Raw genomic sequence first — 21139 nt, 5'->3', positions numbered from 1 at the left:
GTAAATTAATAGGTTTTAACAGATTTAATGATTTTAAAGTTTTTTATTATATTATTTGTTTTTTTTAATTAATAACCACTGATAAAAATAAGCTCTATTATTCTTCTATTAAGTTTATCAATAAGATAAGCTCATACGCCTTAGATGTATAAAATTAACATCTCTAGATAGAGATACAACTTTAAATATAAAAAATTATTCTCAAGCTTAATAAATAATAAACTATCTCCGTCTCCTTATACTTTTATATCTTTCATTTTGAACTTTTTTAAATGCCCCTCTTTAAATGACATTTTTTATCTTCTCTTTGTGATTGACAATAAACCTCATCTCCCTCCTTGCTCTTTTGTGTCATTTTTCTTAAAAATCAACTACACTGAAAGCTCAGCCAACATTTTGTTGGCCTGTTTTTATCAATATTTAGTTAATCTGTTAAAATGGATTCTCATGTCTACATCGAATTATAAAGCTAGACCACCAGCCAGTAAGAAAGCGCCGCGCAAGTTTGGGTCAAAAGCCACCTCTGAGCATTTTCGTTCTTCATTGTCATCTCGGACTCAATCTAAGCCCCTTACGTCGCGTAAAGTGATCTTATTTAATAAACCTTTCGATGTATTACCGCAGTTTACCGATGAGCAAGGCCGAGATACCCTAAAAAAATATATTCCAATAACCGATGTTTATGCGGCTGGCAGGTTAGATCGTGACAGCGAAGGATTACTCATTTTGACTAATGATGGGAAATTACAAGCGCGTTTAACACAACCGCAAAAAAACACCAATAAAGTCTATTATGCGCAAGTTGAAGGTATCCCTGATGACGCGGCTCTTGTGAAATTTCGCCAAGGTCTGACTCTTAAAGATGGTCCGACACGCCCTGCTGGTATAGAACGAGTCAATGAACCTGATTGGTTATGGCCGAGAACCCCACCAATTCGTGAACGTAAGAACATCCCGACTAGCTGGCTAAAAATCACACTTAGTGAAGGAAGAAATCGTCAAGTTAGGCGCATGACGGCGCATATTGGTTATCCGACTTTGCGGCTAATTCGCTATCAAATTGGTGAGTATACTCTTAATAATTTAGCACCTGGTGAATGGAAGGAGATCACTCTTGTTTAAACCTCATGTTACTGTCGCAACGATTGTCCATGCGAAGGATAAGTTTTTGGTTGTTGAAGAATGGGTTAATGGCAAACCGACGTGGAACCAACCCGCAGGTCATCTAGAAGCAGATGAAACACTATTAGCCGCTGCTGAACGTGAATTATTCGAAGAAACGGGCATTAAAGGGCGACCGCAAAAACTGCTTAAAATTCACCAATGGATAGCTCCCGATAACACCCCCTTTATTCGCTTTCTCTTTGCATTGGAACTGCCTGAGCGTTGTGATACCCAGCCACAAGATAGCGATATCACTTGCTGCTATTGGGTGAGCGCGCAGGATATTTTGAACAGTGATTGCTTGCGTTCACCGATTGTCGCCGAAAGCATACGCTGTTTTCTCGAAGGCACCCAATATCCACTTGATGTGTTATCCGCATTTGGGGAGCACTTTGGCTGATTCACGTTGTGTCACAACACGGCTGGCTCTAAGCGCTAACAGATACTTATCGTTTGCGGGTATGCCAATACCCATTTCGAGCAGAAATCATGATTAGAATATTCCCCCTGCTAACGCTGGCGTAACAAGGGTACAACATGGTAAAGTATGGGGCTTAATTTTTCCGCAGTGAGAGTATTCCATGTCAGATAACAGCCAAAAAAAAGTCATCGTCGGTATGTCCGGAGGTGTAGACTCATCCGTTTCAGCTTATTTGCTTCAACAGCAAGGGTATCAGGTTGTTGGTCTGTTCATGAAAAACTGGGAAGAGGATGATGACGAAGAGTATTGTTCCGCCGCGACCGATCTTGCTGATGCACAATCTGTTTGCGATAAATTAGGCATTGAACTTCATACCATTAATTTTGCAGCAGAATATTGGGATAATGTGTTTGAACACTTTTTGTCCGAGTACAAAGCAGGCCGTACGCCAAACCCTGATATTTTGTGTAACAAAGAGATCAAATTCAAAGCCTTCCTTGAATTTGCCGCAGAAGATCTCGGTGCCGACTATATCGCAACGGGCCATTATGTGCGCCGCCACGATGTGAATGGTAAAAGCCAATTGCTTCGAGGCTTAGATAACAATAAAGACCAAAGCTATTTTCTCTATACCCTCAGCTATGCGCAAATTGCTAAAAGCCTATTCCCTGTTGGTGAATTAGAGAAACCAGAAGTCCGCCGTATTGCAGAAGAAGTCGGTTTAGTCACCGCAAAGAAAAAAGACTCTACGGGGATTTGCTTTATTGGTGAGCGTAAATTCCGTGATTTCCTTGGGCGCTATTTACCTGCACAACCAGGCCCTATTGTGACCGTTGATGGTGAAACCATTGGTCAACACGAAGGTTTGATGTACCACACGCTAGGCCAACGTAAAGGGCTGGGTATTGGTGGTATGAAAGAAGGCTCGGATGAACCTTGGTACGTTGTCGATAAAGACGTTGAAAATAATCGCCTAATTGTTGCACAAGGGCATGAACATCCTCGTCTGATGTCAACAGGTTTGATCGCCCAACAATTAGATTGGGTCGACAGAGAGCCTTTAACACAAACACTGCGTTGTGCTGTCAAAACCCGCTATCGTCAAGCTGACATCCCCTGTACTGTCACGCCACTTAATGACGGGAAAGTTGAAGTTATTTTTGATTACCCTGTTGCAGCAGTGACTCCAGGTCAATCAGCCGTATTTTACCTTGATGAAGTGTGTCTAGGTGGCGGTATTATCGAATCTCGTATTCAGGAGTAGTTGTGGCTAAAAATTATCGCGATATTACACTTGCGCTCGCGGGCATCTGCCAAGCCAGTTACATGGTTCAAAAACTTGCACAAGAAGGTAGTTGTAACGACCATGATCTTGAAGTCATGGTCAATAGCTTAACCAACATGAATCCATCTTCCACCATCGATGTTTATGGGAATGACCCTGTCAACCTAAAAACAGGTCTTGGTGCGATGCTTGGCATGTTATCTGGCGGCAATAACGCAAGCGCATTATCCGCTGAAGTGACCCGCTATATGCTCAGTATTATCGTACTAGAACGCCGCCTCAATAAGAATCAACAAGCTATGGATAAGCTCGGGCAACGAATCGAACAGTTTGAGCGTCAAGCAAGCTATTTTGACCCTATGTCTGACGGTGTTTTTAACGCACTAGCGGGGATCTACGTGGATGTAATTAGTCCACTAGGCCCTCGGATTCAAGTGACTGGCTCCCCTGATATTTTAAAAAATTCACTGGTTCAAGCGAAAGTCAGAACACTTTTGCTCAGTGGTATCCGTAGTGCTGTGCTCTGGCAGCAAGTTGGGGGAAGTCGTCTGCAATTAATGTTTTCCCGAAGCCGTCTGAGTAATCAGGCGAAAGAAATTCTGTCTCACTTTTAAAATTTGGAGTTGCTACCAATGGAATTATCCTCACTGACCGCTGTATCCCCGATTGACGGCCGTTACGGTGATAAAGTCAGCGCACTACGCACTATTTTTAGTGAGTTTGGCTTACTGAAATTTCGCGTGCAAGTTGAAGTTCGCTGGCTACAAAAACTGGCGGCAACCGCTCAAATCAAAGAAGTTCCATCATTTGACGATGACGCAAACGCTTACCTAGATGCAATTGTTGCGAACTTCAGCGAAAAAGATGCTATGCGCATTAAAGAGATCGAGCGTACAACTAACCATGATGTGAAAGCCGTCGAGTACTTTCTAAAAGAAAAAGTGGCGCAAGTACCTGCATTACACGCTGTTTCTGAATTTATTCACTTTGCCTGTACTTCTGAAGACATTAACAACTTATCTCATGCGCTGATGCTAAAAACAGCGCGAGAAGAAGTGCTACTGCCACAATGGCGTCAAATTATTGACAAAGTTAAAGCAATGGCTCAGGAATATCGTCACCTACCTTTGCTGTCACGTACCCATGGTCAACCGGCAACACCGTCAACAATCGGTAAAGAGTTTGCGAACGTTGCTTACCGTATGGAGCGCCAATACCGTCAGTTAGAGCAAGTTGAGATCTTAGGTAAAATTAATGGTGCGGTTGGTAACTATAATGCGCATATCGCAGCTTACCCAGAAGTTAACTGGCACGAGTTTAGCGAAACATTTGTCACTTCTTTAGATATTACTTGGAACCCATTCACCACGCAAATCGAGCCGCATGATTATATTGCCGAGTTGTTCGATTGTGTCGCACGCTTTAATACCATTGTGTTAGATTTTGACCGTGATATCTGGGGCTACATTGCACTGAATCACTTCAAACAAAAAACCATTGCTGGTGAAATTGGTTCTTCAACCATGCCACATAAGGTTAACCCTATTGATTTTGAGAACTCAGAGGGTAACTTAGGTTTAGCGAATGCAGTATTGGGCCATTTAGCGAGCAAACTGCCGGTTTCACGTTGGCAACGTGACCTGACTGACTCGACTGTATTGCGTAATCTGGGGGTTGGTCTTGGCTATTCGCTAATCGCTTATCAATCTACCCTAAAAGGTTTAAATAAATTAGAAGTTAATGAGCAACACCTGCTCGATGAATTAGACCAAAACTGGGAAGTACTTGCTGAGCCTATTCAGACCGTTATGCGCCGTTATGGCATTGAAAAACCTTATGAGAAGCTTAAAGAGCTTACTCGCGGTAAACGCGTCACGGCTGAAGGCATGCAGCAATTTATCGACGGACTTGCCCTTCCAGAAGAAGAAAAAACGCGCTTGAAAGGGATGACGCCAGCTAATTACATTGGTTACGCTGTCACTTTTATTGATGAGTTAAAATAATTTTCACCTTTTTAAGTCCTCTCTCTAAGCAAAAGTAGGCAGGAAATATCCCGCCTACTTTTACTGTTTCTGCCCATATCTTGGGTTTGTTTGCCTTTGGTTTACTTAATCACTTGTTGTAAAGCGCTTATCTTTTTACCATAGAGCTTCTAATGCTATTCTTGTTGCAATAATATCGAGCAATTCTCTCTTTTTAATGTGAGGTTTTAGATGCGTATTCTTATCGTTGAAGACAATGCTCTTCTTCGTCACCACCTAACGGTTCAACTCAAAGAGCTTGGTCATCAAGTCGATGCAGCCGAAGACGCTAAAGAAGCTGACTATTTTTTACGTGAAAGCTGTCCCGATATTGCGATGGTCGACCTAGGGTTACCTGATGAAGATGGTTTATCTATGATCAAGCGCTGGCGCAGTACACAAATCAACATTCCTGTACTGGTACTAACTGCACGTGAAAGTTGGCAAGAAAAGGTCCAAGCGCTCAATAGTGGTGCAGATGATTATGTTACTAAGCCTTTTCATCTTGAAGAGCTGGTTGCACGTATGCAAGCTCTGATGCGCAGAAATAGTGGCCTCGCCTCTCAGGTATTAGAATTAGATGGCTTCGTCATTGATTTATCAAGAAAAGAGTTCACGGTAAATGGTGAACCCGTTAAATTAACCGCTTTTGAATACACGATTATTGAAACTTTGCTACGTAACAATGGGAAAGTGGTTAGCAAAGATTCGTTGATGCGCCAGCTCTACCCTGATGCTGAGCTACGTGAAAGCCATACAATTGATGTGTTAATGGGCCGTTTACGTAAAAAAATACAGCAGTTTCATGCTAATGACGTGATAGTGACTGTCCGTGGGCAAGGCTATCGTTTTGATGTGAATGGCTAATATGCGGCTAAAGAAATTTAAATTTAAGCCTTTATCCCTGAGGGCACGCTTTTTGTGTGCGACCTCAGCGGTGATCCTCGCCCTAACGCTCTCCTATGGTATTGTCGCCATATTAGGCTATTTAATTAGTTTTGATAAAACGACCTATACCTTGTTACGTAGCCAAAGCAATCTTATTTATAGTTTAGTGCAGTGGCAAAATAACAAAATTGATATTCGCGTGCCGCCTAATTTCACCTTAAATAATCCAACGTTAATCATAATATACAATGAAAACGGGCAGGTCCTATGGCGCCAACGGGAAATGCCTAACGTCGAAAACCTCATTCGCCGTGATTGGTTAAAAAAAGAAGGGTTGTATGAAATTGACACTGATATCGGTGAAACTCGCCTATTGTTACAAAACAACCCTGAATTTAACAGTAAACTTGATGATATGAACCATAATGACGAGCCGCTAACCCACTCAGTGTCCGTCAATCAATATGGTGCGACAGAAAATCTCCCACCGCTGACTATTGTGGTCGTTGATACATTGCCTCAGGACTTACAAAAAACGGGGTTAGTCTGGGAATGGTTTGGCTATGTACTGCTTGCTAATCTTATTTTAGTGATCCCTCTACTTTGGCTCGCCGCTTATTGGAGCTTGCGCCCCATTAAATCGCTCGTTTCACAAATTAGTAGCCTAGAAAAAGGTGAACGCGAGATGTTGGATGAAAATCCACCTTATGAGTTGCGTGGCTTGGTTCGAAACTTAAATAATTTGCTGACTAACGAGCGTAAGCGTTATAGCAAATATCGCACCACGCTTTCTGATTTAACCCATAGCCTAAAAACTCCTCTTGCCGTTTTACAGTCCACTTTGCGTTCACTAAGAACAGGTAAACAGATGACGATTGAGCAAGCAGAGCCTGTGATGCTTGAGCAAATTGGTCGTATTTCTCAACAAGTGGGTTATTACTTGCATCGGGCTTCTGCTCAAGGTGACAATAACCTTATGTTGCGCGAGATATCCTCAGTTCCCTCTTTGCTCGATAGCCTTGCTAGCGCCTTACATAAGGTTTATCAAAATAAAGGTGTCTCGATTACCGTTGATATTTCGCCTGAAGTGACTTGGCTAGGCCAGCCGAATGACTTTATGGAAGTGATGGGCAACATAATGGAAAACGCCTGTAAGTACTGCCTTGAGTTCGTCGAAGTGACCGCCCGTGTTGGGGATGACCATTTGGTGATCACTGTCGATGATGATGGCCCCGGTGTACCCGAAAGCCAACGTAACCTTATTTTTGCGCGGGGGCAACGTGTTGATACCTTAAGGCCCGGTCAAGGCCTTGGCTTATCTATCGCCGTTGAAATTATTGACCAATATGATGGCGATATTACGATCAGTGACAGCCCGCTCGGTGGTGCACGAGTGGAAGTAACTTTTCGTCGGCAAGAAGTGAATCAAGATAATTAATCTGTGATCATCGCGCTTGTTTAACCCCTGCTATGGCGGCAAATTCAGGTATACTATCAATAGATATGTTAACGCAGGACAATAAGATGGATTATAAACTGAATCTTGACTGGCAGAGTTTTCTGGATAGTCATTGGCAGAAACGCCCTTTACTCATTAAAAATGGTTTTACACGTTTTATTGATCCTATCTCGCCTGATGAACTCGCGGGACTGGCGATGGAAGATGAGGTTGACAGCCGTTTAGTCAGCCATAAAGAAGGGTTATGGGAAGTTGCTCATGGTCCTTTTGAAAGTTATGACCACTTAGGCGAAGATAATTGGTCTATCCTAGTACAAGCCGTTGACCATTGGCATCATCCCAGCGCGGCGTTGATGAAACCCTTTAGAGTCTTGTCTGACTGGCGAATGGATGACTTAATGATCTCCTACTCTGTTCCTGGCGGCGGTGTCGGCCCACATTTAGACCAATATGATGTTTTTATCATTCAAGGTGAAGGTCGTAGGCGTTGGCGCGTTGGTGAAAAAGTGCCGATGAAACAACACTGCCCTCACCCTGATCTTCTGCAAGTGCAACCATTCGATGCCATCATTGATGAAGAGATGGAGCCGGGGGATATTCTGTATATTCCACCTGGGTTCCCACATGAAGGTTACGCCATTGAGCCTTCTCTCAACTACTCTGTTGGCTTCCGTGCACCGAATACCCGTGAGCTTATTAGTAGCTTTGCGGATTATTTGATTTCCAATGATTTGGGGAGCTACCGCTATAGTGACCCTGACCTCTCATTCCGAGATAACCCAGCTGAAATCTTGCAGGGCGAACAAATCAAGTTACGTGAAATGATGGAGTCCATGCTCCACGACCCTGAGCTTTTCCGTAAATGGCTCGGTGAATTTATTTCACAATCACGCCATGAGCTAGACCTTGCACCGCCAGAGCCGCCTTATGAGCAAGATGAGGTGTACGATCTGCTTAAAACACAGCAAGAGACCTTGTATAAACTCAATGGCCTCAGGGCATTACGTGTCGGCGATCAATTCTTTGTTAATGGTGAATGCTTAGAAACGACTTGTTATGCTGCGGCAGATAGCCTATGCCGTTATGACGCGGTGAATGCTCAGCAGCTTGGTGATGCAATTGATGACGTGAATTTTATTGCGCTAATGACTGCGCTCATCAATAGTGGTTATTGGTACTTTGATGACTAATCAATAATATCATTCTGCACCTTATGGTGAATTCATAAGGTGCAGACTCTTAGCCTACGCCTACGGTTTAATTGCGCGCACGTTCAGCCGTCAACTCAACAATACGCATTATCACGCTTACAGCCTGCTCCATGCCCTCTTGGGTAATAAATTCATGCTTACTGTGAAAGTTATAGCCACCCGTAAAAATATTCGGGCAAGGTAGGCCTCGGTATGACAGTTGAGCGCCATCGGTTCCACCACGAATCGGCTTCACGATAGGTTCAATACCGCAATCTCTCATGGCTTGGTGAGCTATTTCAATAACATGTGGATGTTTCATTACCTCTTTATGCATATTGTAATAGCTATCATCGATAGTCAGTTCAATGTAGCAGCTTGGGTGTAATCCCTGCCCTACTTTTTCTGCAATACGGATAATATTTTTCTTACGCTCTTCAAATTTTTGGCTATCAAAGTCACGAATAATATAGTTCATTTCTGCTTTTTCAACTGTCCCCTTCATGGAGTTCAGGTGATAAAAACCTTCGTAACCATCGGTATTTTCCGGTGTTTCTTCTCTCGGTAATTCAGCGTGAATACGGTTTGCCAGTGTTAACGCATTCACCATCACCCCTTTTGCCGTACCTGGGTGTACATTATTTCCCACGATTTTTATCGCTACATTCGCGGCATTAAAGTTTTCATACTCGAGTTCACCGACCGCCCCCCCATCAACGGTATAAGCCCAGCGTGCGTCAAAAACATTTAAATCAATATATTGAGCACCACGCCCTATCTCTTCATCAGGAGTAAAGGCAAGACAAATTTTACCATGTGGCACATTATTGGCCTTTAAACGCACAAATGCGGTTATTATCTCTGCTATACCTGCTTTATCATCCGCACCAAGTAAGGTTTTACCATCTGTCATGATCAATGTTTTGCCGATCATCTCATGCAATACAGGAAACATCACTGGAGATAGCACCTCATCACCAATGCCTAAAGCAATATCACCACCTCGATAATTTTCTAAAATCTGGGGGGAAACATGTTTACCAGAGCAATCCGGGGAAGTGTCTAAATGTGAAATAAAACCAATAGTAGGAACATCCCAATCAACATTCGCAGATAAACAAGCGGTCACACACCCCTGTTCTGAAAGAGCGACATCTTCAAAACCGAGCTCTCTTAGTTCCTTGACCAGTGCACGAGCAAATTTTAGCTGGCCTGTGCTACTAGGTATTGTTTTAGCATTTAATTTTGATTGTGTATCAAAAGCAGTATATTCAAAAAACCGCTCTAAAAGTTTATCCATACGTAATTCCCCCAAGTATCAATAAGATTATTATGAGAAAGAACGTATGAATAATTCTTGTTTTAAATCACCTTTGGGGCTAATGGTGGCTTATTTCCGATAAAATAATACTGATAAGATAAATCGAGTACCACTTATTGATAAGTTTTGTCGCCTTATCAATATTTAATAAAATTTATCTTGTTATGACTTATTGTTGATAAAGTTAGGCTTTATTTGCATTAGCTTCTACTTTCCATTGTGCCTTTTTGACATCAATAGCAACAGGTATTAAACGTATCTTCGCGAAGATATTCGCAATATTTTGTTGCTCTAAAAATGCACTATCACTCATACGAATAAAACCATAATTTGTGCGTTGTAACGCTTTTAACCATATTTTTTTATCGAGCCCCGTTGATGCAGACAAAATTGCAGCCGTTTCTTGCGGGTTGGCATTTGCCCACTCACTTTGCTGGCTCAATTGCGTAATAATCGCTTCAGCGTATTGTGGTTGTTTTTCAGCAAACTGCCGACTAGCAAGGAAAAACGTATAGTGAGAAGCTAAATTTTCCCCATTCACAATTTCACGTACAGGCAAGCTTGTTTCAACTTCTGCTAAAAAAGGGTCCCAAATTGCCCATGCATCGACAGCACCTTGTTCAAAAGCCACTCTGGCATCTGATGGTGGTAAATAAACTGGCGTTATTTCGTTATATTTCAATCCGGCCCGCTGTAAGGCAGCAACTAGCAAATAGTTAACATCGGAGCCTTTATTTAAGGCAACCCGCTTGCCTTTTAAATCACTTACGGATTGAATGGGCGAGTTTTTAGGTACGACAATCGCTTCTGATTGAGGGTTACTGGGGGAATGGCCTAAATATACAAAATCTGCTTGAGCCGCCTGAGCAAATATTGGTGGTGCATCCCCTGTTGCCGCAAGGTCAATACTGCCAATATTTAAGCCTTCTAGCATTTGAGGGCCTGCTGGAAACTCAATCCAGCGAACATTCACATTATATTCTTTAAATACCGGCTCTAGCGTTCCTCGATATTTAAGCAATGCTAAAATATTCGCTTTCTGATACCCAATATTAATCACTTTCGTTTCTGAATAAGCAAAACTGGTAAAGGTATACATAACCCACAATACCATCAATAAAATAAACTTTTTCACCAAGGCTCTCCTAACACGCTAAATAGTGTTGCATTGCCAACAATAATTATTGGCAAGAATCGAATAAAATAGTGAGGCTATTACCCTACACTGCCTGCTTTGGTCGCATGTGGATACCGATCGTTTCACCAAGTGACCTAACGTGTTGCGGTGATACCGCGGCCTCTTTATCCACTAACAGCGGCATCACTAATTCTGCAAATTGATGGGCTTCGTCTAAGTGTGGATACCCTGAAAAAATAAATTTGCTGATCCCAAGCGATTGGTACTCCCTGATACGTGCCGCAACTTGCTGAGGATCGCCCACTAAAGCTGTACCAGCCCCAGAACGCACCAAGCCAATCCCCGCCCATAAATTAGGGGCAATGAAAAGGTTATCTTTTGAACCGCTGTGCAATGATTGCATGCGTTTTTGGCCGGCGGAGTCCATCCGAGAAAAGACCGATTGCGCCTTGGCAATTGTTTCATCATCAATGTGTGAAATAAGGCGGTTGGCGGCATCAATGGCCTCTTGCTCCGTCTCTCGCACAATCACATGCAACCGAATACCAAATTCCACATGATTCCCTTTAGCTTGAGCATGTCTTTTCACCGCATTAATTTTCTCACTAACCTCCGCAAGTGGCTCTCCCCATGTTAAATAGGTATCAATCTGTTCAGCGGCAATCTCCATTGCTTCTGGTGATGACCCGCCAAAATAGAGAGGAGGCCCGTATGGTTGTGCCGGAGGAAATAGCAAACTGGCATCTTCGACCTGTATATGTTCACCCTGATAATCAACCGCTTCCCCTCTCATCAGGCGTCTGTATATATCAAGGAACTCTTTAGTTACTTTATATCTGTCACTGTGATTTAAAAAAATACCATCGCCTCTGTTTTCAACAGGATCACCACCTGTCACCACATTGATTAACACACGACCATCAGAGAGCCTATCCAATGTTGATGTCATTCGAGCCGCCAATGTCGGTGACTGTAAGCCGGGTCTCACCGCGACTAAAAAGCGTAATTTTTGTGTGACTGAGAGTAAGGATGCCGCCGTTATCCACGGATCCTCACAACTTTTTCCTGTCGGGATCAGGACACCATGAAAACCAAGGCTATCGGCTGCAATCGCAATCTGCTGTAAATATTGGAGTGTGACTGCTCGACCGCCTTTTTGAGTTCCTAAATAACGCCCTTCCCCTTGCGTTGGTAAAAACCAAAACAATTGCAGTTTTTGTTGTATCGTCATCTTGAGATTCCTTATTTTCAGTGATCAAGCAAACTTTCGCTCAGTCAACGCATTGAGTACTTGTGATTCCAAATCAATTAAAAAGGCATTGGTTAAGTTTCTGGGGTAGTTTTCGTTGATATTAATATCCAGATGCAGCATCCCTTCCTTTAGCATCAATACTCGCTCCGAGGTCCATACTGCTTCATGAATATCATGCGTGACCAAAACCACCGTAAATTGATACTGGTGCCATAATTTGATCAGCAGTTGTTGCATTTCCATACGTGTTAAGGCGTCCAATGCCCCAAAAGGCTCGTCGAGTAGTAACAAACGAGGCTGATGGATTAATGCTCTCGCTAAAGCGACTCGTTGTTTTTGTCCTCCTGAAAGTTCTTCTGGCCATTCACCCGCCTTGTCTGACAGACCCACGGAGGCTAGCACCTTAAGTGCCTCATTGTGCGACGTTCTGTTTAACCCGAGCGCCACATTTTCAATCACCGTTTTCCAAGGTAAGAGCCGAGGCTCCTGAAACATGATGCGAATATCCCCATGAAAATTGGATAAAGGCTGTTTTGCCACGGTGATCTCCCCTGATGTTGGCGAATCTAAATTAGCCAACAAACGTAATAAGGTACTTTTTCCGCAACCACTGTGCCCCACGATGGTCACGAATTGCCCAGCGGGGATAGCAAAATTGAGTGACCGTAAGACGTTATTTCCCCTAAAGCCTTTTATCACGCCCTCTAATTGAATTGGGATCCCCGTATTGGCTGCAAAACATTGTGTTTTCGTTATCATGCTGTGACCTCTTTTTTATGCCATTTGGGATGCCATTGAAGTAGAACCCTTTCGAGTAAATAGGTGAGTGTATCGGCTGTTTTTCCTAATAAGGCGTAAATAATTAAGGTGAAAACCACGATATCCGTTCTTAAAAACTCGCGAGCGTTCATCGCTAAGTAGCCGATCCCCGCATTAGCCGAAATCGTCTCTGCAACAATTAATGTCAGCCACATCAAGCCCAATGAAAAACGTACCCCTACAAATATTGCAGGTAGTGCTCCCGGGAAAATAACATGGCGAAATAGGCTATAACCGTGTAAACCATAGCTTTTTGCCATTTCAATTAATTTATGGTCGAGATGTTTAATACCATGCAACGTATTCAAATAAATTGGGAAAAAGGTTCCTAGTGCGACAAGAAATATTTTTGCCGATTCATCAATACCAAACCAAAGGATCACCAAGGGAATTAGTGCTAAATGGGGCACATTACGGATCATTTGAATGGAACTATCTAATAAGAGTTCACCTAATCGAGAAAGTCCTGTTATTAATCCCAATATTAATCCGATTGAGCTGCCAATAATAAATCCAATGCCCGCACGTAATGCACTAATTCCTAAGTTCTCCCAAAGTTCACCATTTTTTATAAGGTTCCACCCCGCACTAAAAACTTGTAGAGGCTCAGGTAATATTCGGCTCGAAAGCCAACCTGTACTGACTGAAAATTGCCAAACGATTAATAAACTCAGTGGCACTAACCAACTCAAAATAACAATACGTGAGTAGCCCATACTTAAAGCCTCATTTCATTGATTAATGGTAATTGAGTCTGATAGTTAATATGCTGAAAATAATTTTTATTTAACGTGTGATAAAAAGCCTGTAAATTACTATTTAGTCGCTCAATTATTTCTTGGGAAATAAGATATTGATGCGTATTTTCTGAATACTGAAAATGCTGGTCACTGGTATAGATGCCACTAATAATCTCTTCTGCTTTCAATGCGGTAAGTAATGGTTTAAAGGCATAATCTAATGCTAGCTGATGATGTTCACTCCCCCCTGTCATGATGGGTAATACTGTTTTATGTAATAAAGAGCGTTGAGGTAATAGGTCTATCACGGCTTTAAGTACGCCGCTGTATGAGGATTGGTAAACCGGCGACGCAATAATAATACCGTCAGCTTCTTTGACTTGTTGGATAAATTTTTGAATTTGTGCATGTTGATATTTACCCTGTAACAGCACACTCGCATCAAATTCATTCACACTTATCCGTTGAATTATCAAATTAAACTGACTCAGCCATTGTTGAGCATAATCAAGCAATGCTGATGAACGCGACTTTAGCATGGGGCTACCTGAAATGATTAAGACATTCATATTTATCTCGCATTAAGAACTAACCGTCCTTAATCTTTATCGAGTTACTCTGATAAACAGAAATAATTATTTGTTCTTAGTCAGAACATATTTATCATAAGCATATTTATTTATATCTAATAACAAATAATAAATTCCATAAAATAAATCGCCTAACCCTATTTTTGATAGCAGCATTCAACAAAATAAAACTATTCTTATACTTATTATTATCCAGTTATCAGGGGATTATTATTTTTTAGTCAACTGTTTAACTTTGCCTATTATTTATTTTAGCCATCGCTGAATTAAAGCTTATACTTCCCAATAGCATTATTTTTATTCCTCTATTATTATCTATGCAAAGCAAACCATCGCGACGGTATCTATTTCATTCAGCTTAAAATAAAGAGAATATCGATGACAAAAAAATTTTTAGTTTATGGTGTCAGTAAAGGGTTGGGAAAAGCATTAATTGAAGGTATTCCTACCGCACAAGATACTATTTATGGCGTTTCTCGCTCTATGCCTTCTTTCTCCAATAACAATTTTCATTGGATCCAAGCTGATTTATCGGAAACGAATTCTGTACAAACCGTAAAGAGCACCCTGCAAGATAGCCCGATTGACTGCCTAATTTATAATGTCGGCATTTGGGAAAAATATGCGTTCACCGACGATTATCGATTTGAATCAACGGATGATGTTGAACTGCTCACGATGATCCAAACCAATATCAGTGCCTGTATCTTGCACCTCAAGGCAATGTTGCCTAATTTACGACTTGGCCAAAATAGCAAAATCATCTTAATTGGCTCAACGTGGGGATTAGATAACCATAACGGTCATGAAGTGGCTTTTTCTGCCTCAAAGTATGCACTACGCGGTATTGTTCACTCGCTAAGGGAGACATTACGCCAAGATAAAATAGCTATTTCTGTGATTAATCTCGGTTATTTAGCAACGGAATACCCCCTATCAGTGCCTGTCGATGACGTTATTTCACGCACTGAAGGTGCATTAATCCCCTTGCAAGACGTCCTTAATGCCGTCAAGTTTATTTTAAGTACGAGTAACGCAACTTGTGTAAAAGAGATTACAATGCCTGCTATGTTAGATGAAAACGTCTAACATCACGCCATGCAAGAAAGTGATATGATGAAGGGGTTTTACCCCCCTTCATTAAATCGCGTGTTAAATCTTGCTTTCACTCGCCATCGTCAGTTCGGCAATAAGATGCTTCACATAATCAACCACGACCTCACTAGCCAAACCATAATGTTTTTCTTCAAATTCACTCTCAACCTGACTTGGCTCTAAATTTAGCTCGACAGTATGTGCACCATTTAGCCTTGCCTCATGCACAAAACCTGCCGCAGGATAGACGTGACCAGACGTGCCAATTGCGATAAAGAGTGTCGCATTCTCAATAGCCTGATAAATTTCATCCATACCTAATGGCATCTCACCAAACCAAACTATATGCGGCCTTAGCGGTTGAGGAAATTGGCAACAATGGCAGCGTTCATCTGTGGATAAATCCCCTTTCCACTCTAATACCTGATTTGACCAACTACACCGGACTTTTAATAACTCACCGTGCATATGAATAATACGCTTACTACCCGCACGCTCATGTAAGTTGTCGATATTTTGAGTCACTAGCAGAAAATTATCCCCTAACAAATCTTCTAATTGCGCTAAAGCATAATGTGCAGGGTTTGGTTTAATATTCTCTTGTTGAAGTTGGCGGCGGCGTTCATTATAAAAACGCTGCACTAATTGTGGGTCACGAGCAAACCCTTCCGGTGTTGCCACATCTTCAACGCGGTGTTCTTCCCATAAACCATCCGAAGAACGAAAAGTTTGAATGCCTGATTCAGCAGAAATACCCGCCCCAGTTAGTACGACGACTTTCACATTTTTCATATTGGTTATTCTATTTTCACTGTAAAAAAAACGATCGCGAGCTCGTTGACGACGTAACATTTTAATTTTTTTAAGTTTCTTTAGCCTATGACGAAATCGCAACATCAATAAATACCTTTTTCTTCCATGTTGTTATCGCCGCGAGTTTTATACCTTACTCGCAATGATCATAATCGTTACCCAAACCTAATTCGAATGTCAGTATAACGCAACAAATAACAAAAGGAATTGTGAGGCTAAATGTTTATCTATCACTTATCTTAAACGCCACTAAGCCATAATAATACGTTTTTCTCAGTGATTATATCTTCATAACCAAACTAAATATCGCAGTCTGAATTTAGACTCGCTAAAATAGACGAGTTTACTTTTAACACGATTAATTCATCACACAGTAAAAGGTTTATATGGAAAAATTGTTTGAAAAGACGCTGTATGCATCACGTTGGTTACTTGCCCCTATCTACTTTGGCCTATCACTGACTCTATTTGCATTAACGATTAAGTTCTTTCAAGAACTATGGCATGTGATCCCCAATATTTTCTCAATCCCTGAGGCAGATTTAATTCTGATACTATTATCATTAATTGATATGGCGTTAGTCGGTGGTTTACTCGTAATGGTGATGTTTTCAGGCTATGAGAACTTTGTTTCCCAGCTCAATATCCCTGAGAATAGCGAAAAATTGGGTTGGTTAGGTAAGATGGATGCAACCTCATTAAAAAATAAAGTAGCTGCTTCTATCGTAGCCATTTCATCAATCCATTTGTTAAAAGTTTTTATGAACTCACAGAATATCCCTGATAACAAATTAATGTGGTATGTCATTATCCATTTAACATTTGTTTTATCCGCATTTGTGATGGGTTACCTTGATCAATCTATTATGAAAAAAAGCAAATAGCACATCTAAATCGGAGGGAAAGACTATTTTTCCCTCTTTTTATAAGTTGTACTCTTTCGCATTTAAATACCTGCATTGTTCCACAGCTTAGAAGAAAATACCTTGCCCCATAAATAAAACTAGGAATTACCATGAGTGAACATTTTGTTGGTCAATATGAAGCCGAAATTAAATTTAGATTGCCTGACCCAAACCGTTTTTTACAACGGATCATGGCTGATGGCGCTGAAGTCTTTACGGAAAATAATACGGAAAAAGATGACTTTTTTGATATGCCTGATGGTCAGCTTGCGCAGCAAGGAATAAGTCTGTCAGTCCGTGAAATGTTCCCTTCAGGCATTAAATTATGGATAGTCAAAGGCCCTGGCAGTTCAGAATGTAAAGCGATTAATATTGAAGATTGTGCTCACGTCAAAAATATGCTGACAACACTTGGCTATCAATGCTATTTCGCCACCAGCAAACAACGTAGCATCTATTTTCTTGGCGATGTACATATCACTATTGATTATTTAGAGGGTATTGGCTGGTTTGCTGAATTTGCCATAATGACAGACACGCTTTCACTGCTCCCTCAGCTCACACAGCAGTTGATGTCTCTCGCTCAGCAATATGATTTCAATGACACATTGATAGAAACGCGCAGTTATAAGCAGATACAACTTGCGTGTCGCAATGGGGAGCAATAAAACAAGCTGGGTAACGATAGGCTACCCAGTTAGTCATCATTGACCACTCAGGATACGAGCTGGGTCAAGTTTACTTGCTCGGCGTGCAGGATACCAACTTGCCAACAAACTTAATACCACCGTTGTCAGCAACACATACACCACATCTAATAGGTGCAATTGAGAAGGAAGGAAGTCGATAAAATAGACATCGCCAGACAAGATAGGATGCCCGATAACATACTCAAGTCCTTTGATTATGGTGGTTAAATTTAATGAAACAACCACGCCAAGTATTGCCCCTATTAAGGAGCCAACGAGTCCACTTAGCAAACCATACCACAAAAAAATCGCCCGAATTTGCCTGTCTTTAGCACCAAGTGTCCGCAATACAGCAATATCACTACTCTTATCTTTGACCGCCATGACCAACGTAGACACGATATTAAAACAAGCAACCCCTATCACGAGGATCATAGCCAAGTACATGATACTACGTACCATCTGAATATCGTTATACATATAGCCGTAGTCGCCAATCCAACTTTTCACAACCACATGATGCATGGTTTTCAGGCCCGCGTCATAAACAACTTTATCCGCATTAAATGGATTATCGGCTTTTATTTCAAACCCTGTAATGCCATCACCATAGCCTAAATACGCTTGCGCATCGGCAATAGGGATCAGCGCTAATTGGTGATCTAATAGCCCACTTAAACGAAAAACACCTGAAACTTGAACACGGATCCGTTTAGGTTGTTGGATTTTTAAACTCGCATCTGTATTGGGGATCATGATGGTTACCCAATCCCCAACTTTAACATTCAGTGAGTCAGCAACACCTTGCCCTAAAATAATCGATTGTTTCCCTGCTTTAAAATCTTTCCACGCATCATCGAGTACAAATTTAGGCAATGCACTGACTTCTGACTCGGTTTTCGGCGAAACCCCCATCACCTGTATTGCTTTGAGATTAGCTCCGCGCTCCAGCAAGCCAGTAAACCCAACATACGGACTCACTGCTTTAACCCCGGGAGTATTGCGGATCACATTCTCAGCATATTGCCAATCTTGATATGGGGCTTTCACCGCATAGATTTGCCCATGTGGCACCACCGATAAAACGCGATTTTCAAGTTCGCGCTCAAACCCATTCATGGCGCTCAAACCTATAATCAAGACGGCCACACCTAAAACAATACCAAGTGTTGAAACGATAGAAACCAGTGATACCATCCCTGTACGGCGGCGACCACGGCTAAACCGTAACGCTGTAAGTAAAGTCAGCGGTAATCCAGACATTACACTGCCCCCAGTGTGATATCTTGTTGAAGGTGCCCGTCACGCATCTCAAGTTGGCGCGATAAACGATGCGCTAGCTTCATATCATGAGTCACCACCAAGAATGCGGTGCCTTGGGTTTTATTTAACTCACCGAGTAACTCAAAAATCGCATCTGCATTACGTAAATCAAGGTTCCCTGTTGGCTCATCCGCAAGTACCAATGCAGGCTGATTAACTAATGCTCGAGCAATCGCCACACGCTGCCGCTCACCACCAGAAAGCTCGGATGGCCTATGCCCTGAACGGTGGGCTAAGCCAACCGCATCCAGCATTTTAGTCGCTCTATCAAAGGCTTCTGATTTGTTCATACCACCAATCAGTAATGGCATAGCCACATTTTCTAATGCCGTGAAATCGGGTAATAAGTGGTGAAACTGATAAATAAACCCCAAATCTTTGTTACGGATGGTGGCACGCTGATCCGATGAGAGGCGGTTAATATGTTGCCCCCGAAAAATCACCTCGCCTTCAGACGGGGTGTCAAGGCCACCTAATAGGTGCAGTAAGGTACTTTTCCCGGAGCCTGAACTACCAACAATTGCCATCATTTCGCTTTCATTAATCGAAAAACAGACATCTTTTAATACTTGCGTCGACAATGCGCCTTCCTGATAGACCTTGCTTAAATGTTCACAGATAAGAAGTGGTTGTTTATTCATAACGTAACGCCTCAGCAGGTTGCACAGCCGCCGCACGCCAAGAAGGATAAAGCGTCGCAAGCAGCGAAATGAGCATTGCGGATACCGCAATAATTAAAATACCATAAAAATCAAGTACAATGGGTAAATGAACCCCTTTTGGCAACATGCCAAATAGCGGCATCAAGAAATTCAATTGGCTGGAAATTAACATACCAAGCAATGAGCCTATTAATGCGCCAATAATCCCCGCACCTGCCCCTTGGATCATAAAAATCGCCAAAATGCGCCCACGCTTTAAACCTAACGTTTTTAAAATAGCCACCTCAGCTTGCTTTTCCATAACTAATAAAGAGAGTGAAGTAATAATATTGAAAGCCGCGACAGCAATGATGAGGCTGAGCAACAGACCCATCATATTTTTTTCCATTTTGACCGCTTGAAAAAACTCACCTTTGCGTTCACGCCAATCGGTCCAAATCAGTCCGTCAGGTAAATTTTGTTGGCTCAACGTATCGACCTTTAACGGTTCATTCAGAAATAACCGCCAGCCTGTAATATGCCCTGCGGGATAGCGCATCATCCTAGCAGCATCATTTTGCGCAACAATCAGTTCGCTGGCATCGGCCTCACCATTGGTTTGGAACACTCCCGCCACCGTGAATAAACGTTGGCTCGGAATACGCCCCATTGGCGTAAGCTGACTGACTCCGGGGATAATCAAACGAACTTCATCGCCACGCTTTAAACCTAAATTTTCCGCCAACTTATTCCCCAAGAAGACACGATATTGCCCCTCGACTAATTCTGAGCGCTGCCCGTCAATCAAGTTATCTAATAGTGGTGATCGTTCGTCAGAAGTGATGCCAAGCATCATGCCTACCCCGACATTCGAGCGGCTTTGCAAAACAACATCCGACTGCACAAGCGGTGCAATATGAGAAACACCTTGCAGGCCCTGTAGATCTGCAATGGGGTATTTTTGTGGGTCAATATGCCCCGTTGCCGACGTTAAAACGGCCTGCGGCATATAAGAGAGTATGCTATCTTGTAACGATCGTTCGAATCCATTCATGACGGAGGTCACGGTGATCAATGCCGCAACCCCTAGCGTGATACCAATGGCTGATAAACTGGATACAAAACGGCCGAATTTGTCGACAGCTCGTCCGCGCATGTAACGCAGACCTATAAATATTGAGACAGATTGAGACATGAAATCTGTAACGCCCCTGTTGCCAAAGCGAAGTGTTCAGCGATAATAAAGGGTACGAATGATGAATGGAACCACCCGGCCCCGGTTTTGTGGATTTTTTTCTTATTGGCACGGCCTGTTTGTCTTACTTTCAGACAATTGTACGGGGTAAAACAGATCGTTTAGCCATTATGCTTTGAGAAACCGAATA

21 protein-coding genes are annotated in these 21139 nt (G+C 42.2%); 11 read left to right on the top strand and 10 right to left on the bottom strand.

The window, feature by feature from the left end; genetic code table 11:
- The first annotated feature begins 447 nt into the window (after window positions 1-447).
- From rluE to PR699_RS04185, 8 genes are all read left to right on the top strand, one after another.
- The gene (rluE, locus tag PR699_RS04220) at window positions 448-1122 is read left to right on the top strand and encodes a 23S rRNA pseudouridine(2457) synthase RluE (RefSeq protein WP_014656147.1); all 675 of its coding nucleotides are present in this window, start codon (window positions 448-450) and stop codon (window positions 1120-1122) included.
- Window positions 1115-1564, top strand: coding sequence for an NUDIX domain-containing protein (locus PR699_RS04215; RefSeq protein ID WP_014656148.1), 450 nt, complete (start codon window positions 1115-1117; stop codon window positions 1562-1564). The genes rluE and PR699_RS04215 overlap by 8 nt, the downstream gene beginning before the upstream one ends.
- A 181-nt stretch (window positions 1565-1745) precedes the next feature.
- Window positions 1746-2849 carry a tRNA 2-thiouridine(34) synthase MnmA gene (mnmA, locus tag PR699_RS04210; protein WP_014656149.1) on the top strand — a complete coding sequence of 368 codons (1104 nt, stop codon included), beginning with the start codon at window positions 1746-1748 and terminating at the stop codon, window positions 2847-2849.
- Window positions 2850-2851: 2 nt separating this feature from the next.
- Window positions 2852-3484: a high frequency lysogenization protein HflD gene (gene hflD, locus PR699_RS04205; RefSeq protein ID WP_004920781.1), complete on the top strand. Its 633-nt coding sequence runs from the start codon at window positions 2852-2854 to the stop codon at window positions 3482-3484.
- Between the two features lie 18 nt (window positions 3485-3502).
- Complete coding sequence (gene purB / locus PR699_RS04200; RefSeq protein ID WP_004920784.1) at window positions 3503-4873, top strand: adenylosuccinate lyase; 1371 nt, start codon at window positions 3503-3505, stop codon at window positions 4871-4873.
- Between the two features lie 210 nt (window positions 4874-5083).
- Window positions 5084-5758: a two-component system response regulator PhoP gene (gene phoP, locus PR699_RS04195; protein WP_004920785.1), complete on the top strand. Its 675-nt coding sequence runs from the start codon at window positions 5084-5086 to the stop codon at window positions 5756-5758.
- Window position 5759: 1 nt separating this feature from the next.
- Window positions 5760-7217, top strand: a complete 1458-nt coding sequence (gene phoQ / locus PR699_RS04190) for a two-component system sensor histidine kinase PhoQ (protein WP_169342236.1) — start codon at window positions 5760-5762, stop codon at window positions 7215-7217.
- An 86-nt stretch (window positions 7218-7303) separates the two neighbouring features.
- On the top strand, window positions 7304-8428 hold the full coding sequence (locus PR699_RS04185) for a cupin domain-containing protein (protein WP_014656150.1): 1125 nt from the start codon (window positions 7304-7306) through the stop codon (window positions 8426-8428).
- 67 nt (window positions 8429-8495) lie between these two features.
- Here the strand turns inward: PR699_RS04185 and pepT are convergent, their stop codons facing one another.
- From pepT to ssuE, 6 genes are all read right to left on the bottom strand, one after another.
- Entirely contained in the window at window positions 8496-9728 is a 1233-nt protein-coding gene (gene pepT / locus PR699_RS04180) for a peptidase T (protein ID WP_014656151.1), read from the bottom strand.
- Window positions 9729-9933: 205 nt separating this feature from the next.
- A complete protein-coding gene (locus PR699_RS04175; RefSeq protein ID WP_148271227.1) occupies window positions 9934-10863 on the bottom strand; it encodes a sulfonate ABC transporter substrate-binding protein in 930 nt (309 codons plus the stop codon).
- A gap of 106 nt (window positions 10864-10969) precedes the next feature.
- Window positions 10970-12118 (bottom strand): FMNH2-dependent alkanesulfonate monooxygenase, encoded by a 1149-nt coding sequence (gene ssuD, locus PR699_RS04170; protein ID WP_014656153.1) that lies wholly within the window; start codon window positions 12116-12118, stop codon window positions 10970-10972.
- Between the two features lie 24 nt (window positions 12119-12142).
- On the bottom strand, window positions 12143-12898 hold the full coding sequence (locus tag PR699_RS04165) for an ATP-binding cassette domain-containing protein (RefSeq protein ID WP_004920797.1): 756 nt from the start codon (window positions 12896-12898) through the stop codon (window positions 12143-12145).
- The gene (gene ssuC, locus PR699_RS04160) at window positions 12895-13674 is read right to left on the bottom strand and encodes an aliphatic sulfonate ABC transporter permease SsuC (protein WP_004920799.1); all 780 of its coding nucleotides are present in this window, start codon (window positions 13672-13674) and stop codon (window positions 12895-12897) included. The genes PR699_RS04165 and ssuC overlap by 4 nt, the downstream gene beginning before the upstream one ends.
- A 2-nt stretch (window positions 13675-13676) precedes the next feature.
- The gene (gene ssuE / locus PR699_RS04155) at window positions 13677-14267 is read right to left on the bottom strand and encodes an NADPH-dependent FMN reductase (RefSeq protein ID WP_014656154.1); all 591 of its coding nucleotides are present in this window, start codon (window positions 14265-14267) and stop codon (window positions 13677-13679) included.
- A gap of 399 nt (window positions 14268-14666) precedes the next feature.
- On the opposite strand from ssuE, the gene PR699_RS04150 reads away from it, so the two are divergent.
- The gene (locus PR699_RS04150) at window positions 14667-15377 is read left to right on the top strand and encodes an SDR family oxidoreductase (protein ID WP_014656155.1); all 711 of its coding nucleotides are present in this window, start codon (window positions 14667-14669) and stop codon (window positions 15375-15377) included.
- A 63-nt stretch (window positions 15378-15440) separates the two neighbouring features.
- Here the strand turns inward: PR699_RS04150 and cobB are convergent, their stop codons facing one another.
- Window positions 15441-16277 carry a Sir2 family NAD+-dependent deacetylase gene (gene cobB / locus PR699_RS04145; protein ID WP_014656156.1) on the bottom strand — a complete coding sequence of 279 codons (837 nt, stop codon included), beginning with the start codon at window positions 16275-16277 and terminating at the stop codon, window positions 15441-15443.
- A 305-nt stretch (window positions 16278-16582) separates the two neighbouring features.
- Here cobB and PR699_RS04140 point away from each other — a divergent pair, with 305 nt between their 5' ends.
- Window positions 16583-17080 (top strand): TIGR00645 family protein, encoded by a 498-nt coding sequence (locus tag PR699_RS04140; protein ID WP_004920804.1) that lies wholly within the window; start codon window positions 16583-16585, stop codon window positions 17078-17080.
- Window positions 17081-17211: 131 nt separating this feature from the next.
- Window positions 17212-17769, top strand: coding sequence for a class IV adenylate cyclase (locus tag PR699_RS04135; RefSeq protein ID WP_014656157.1), 558 nt, complete (start codon window positions 17212-17214; stop codon window positions 17767-17769).
- Between the two features lie 36 nt (window positions 17770-17805).
- Here PR699_RS04135 and lolE read toward each other — a convergent pair whose 3' ends face one another.
- Genes lolE through lolC form a run of 3 tightly spaced genes read right to left on the bottom strand, consistent with a single transcriptional unit; the run spans window position 17806 to window position 20949 of the window.
- Window positions 17806-19053 (bottom strand): lipoprotein-releasing ABC transporter permease subunit LolE, encoded by a 1248-nt coding sequence (gene lolE / locus PR699_RS04130; RefSeq protein ID WP_014656158.1) that lies wholly within the window; start codon window positions 19051-19053, stop codon window positions 17806-17808.
- Entirely contained in the window at window positions 19053-19754 is a 702-nt protein-coding gene (gene lolD / locus PR699_RS04125) for a lipoprotein-releasing ABC transporter ATP-binding protein LolD (RefSeq protein WP_014656159.1), read from the bottom strand. Before lolD ends, lolE begins: the two co-directional genes overlap by 1 nt.
- Window positions 19747-20949 carry a lipoprotein-releasing ABC transporter permease subunit LolC gene (gene lolC / locus PR699_RS04120; RefSeq protein WP_014656160.1) on the bottom strand — a complete coding sequence of 401 codons (1203 nt, stop codon included), beginning with the start codon at window positions 20947-20949 and terminating at the stop codon, window positions 19747-19749. Before lolC ends, lolD begins: the two co-directional genes overlap by 8 nt.
- Window positions 20950-21139 lie beyond the last annotated feature (190 nt).

Source organism: Providencia sp. PROV268, assembly GCF_028477805.1.
Taxonomy (GTDB): Bacteria; Pseudomonadota; Gammaproteobacteria; order Enterobacterales; family Enterobacteriaceae; genus Providencia; species Providencia stuartii.
Note: the sequence above shows the minus strand (reverse complement) of the source record. Positions and strands in the feature narration are given on the sequence as shown.

Coding starts and splice junctions, on each gene's coding strand:
- lolC (WP_014656160.1), bottom strand. CDS start 20,949: ATGTCTCAATCTGTCTCAATATTTATAGGTCTGCGTTACATGCGCGGA.
- phoP (WP_004920785.1), top strand. CDS start 5,084: ATGCGTATTCTTATCGTTGAAGACAATGCTCTTCTTCGTCACCACCTA.
- purB (WP_004920784.1), top strand. CDS start 3,503: ATGGAATTATCCTCACTGACCGCTGTATCCCCGATTGACGGCCGTTAC.
- PR699_RS04165 (WP_004920797.1), bottom strand. CDS start 12,898: ATGATAACGAAAACACAATGTTTTGCAGCCAATACGGGGATCCCAATT.
- rluE (WP_014656147.1), top strand. CDS start 448: ATGTCTACATCGAATTATAAAGCTAGACCACCAGCCAGTAAGAAAGCG.
- ssuE (WP_014656154.1), bottom strand. CDS start 14,267: ATGAATGTCTTAATCATTTCAGGTAGCCCCATGCTAAAGTCGCGTTCA.
- ssuC (WP_004920799.1), bottom strand. CDS start 13,674: ATGGGCTACTCACGTATTGTTATTTTGAGTTGGTTAGTGCCACTGAGT.
- phoQ (WP_169342236.1), top strand. CDS start 5,760: ATGCGGCTAAAGAAATTTAAATTTAAGCCTTTATCCCTGAGGGCACGC.
- PR699_RS04150 (WP_014656155.1), top strand. CDS start 14,667: ATGACAAAAAAATTTTTAGTTTATGGTGTCAGTAAAGGGTTGGGAAAA.
- lolE (WP_014656158.1), bottom strand. CDS start 19,053: ATGTCTGGATTACCGCTGACTTTACTTACAGCGTTACGGTTTAGCCGT.
- PR699_RS04185 (WP_014656150.1), top strand. CDS start 7,304: ATGGATTATAAACTGAATCTTGACTGGCAGAGTTTTCTGGATAGTCAT.
- pepT (WP_014656151.1), bottom strand. CDS start 9,728: ATGGATAAACTTTTAGAGCGGTTTTTTGAATATACTGCTTTTGATACA.
- PR699_RS04175 (WP_148271227.1), bottom strand. CDS start 10,863: ATGGTATTGTGGGTTATGTATACCTTTACCAGTTTTGCTTATTCAGAA.
- PR699_RS04135 (WP_014656157.1), top strand. CDS start 17,212: ATGAGTGAACATTTTGTTGGTCAATATGAAGCCGAAATTAAATTTAGA.
- PR699_RS04140 (WP_004920804.1), top strand. CDS start 16,583: ATGGAAAAATTGTTTGAAAAGACGCTGTATGCATCACGTTGGTTACTT.
- mnmA (WP_014656149.1), top strand. CDS start 1,746: ATGTCAGATAACAGCCAAAAAAAAGTCATCGTCGGTATGTCCGGAGGT.
- ssuD (WP_014656153.1), bottom strand. CDS start 12,118: ATGACGATACAACAAAAACTGCAATTGTTTTGGTTTTTACCAACGCAA.
- lolD (WP_014656159.1), bottom strand. CDS start 19,754: ATGAATAAACAACCACTTCTTATCTGTGAACATTTAAGCAAGGTCTAT.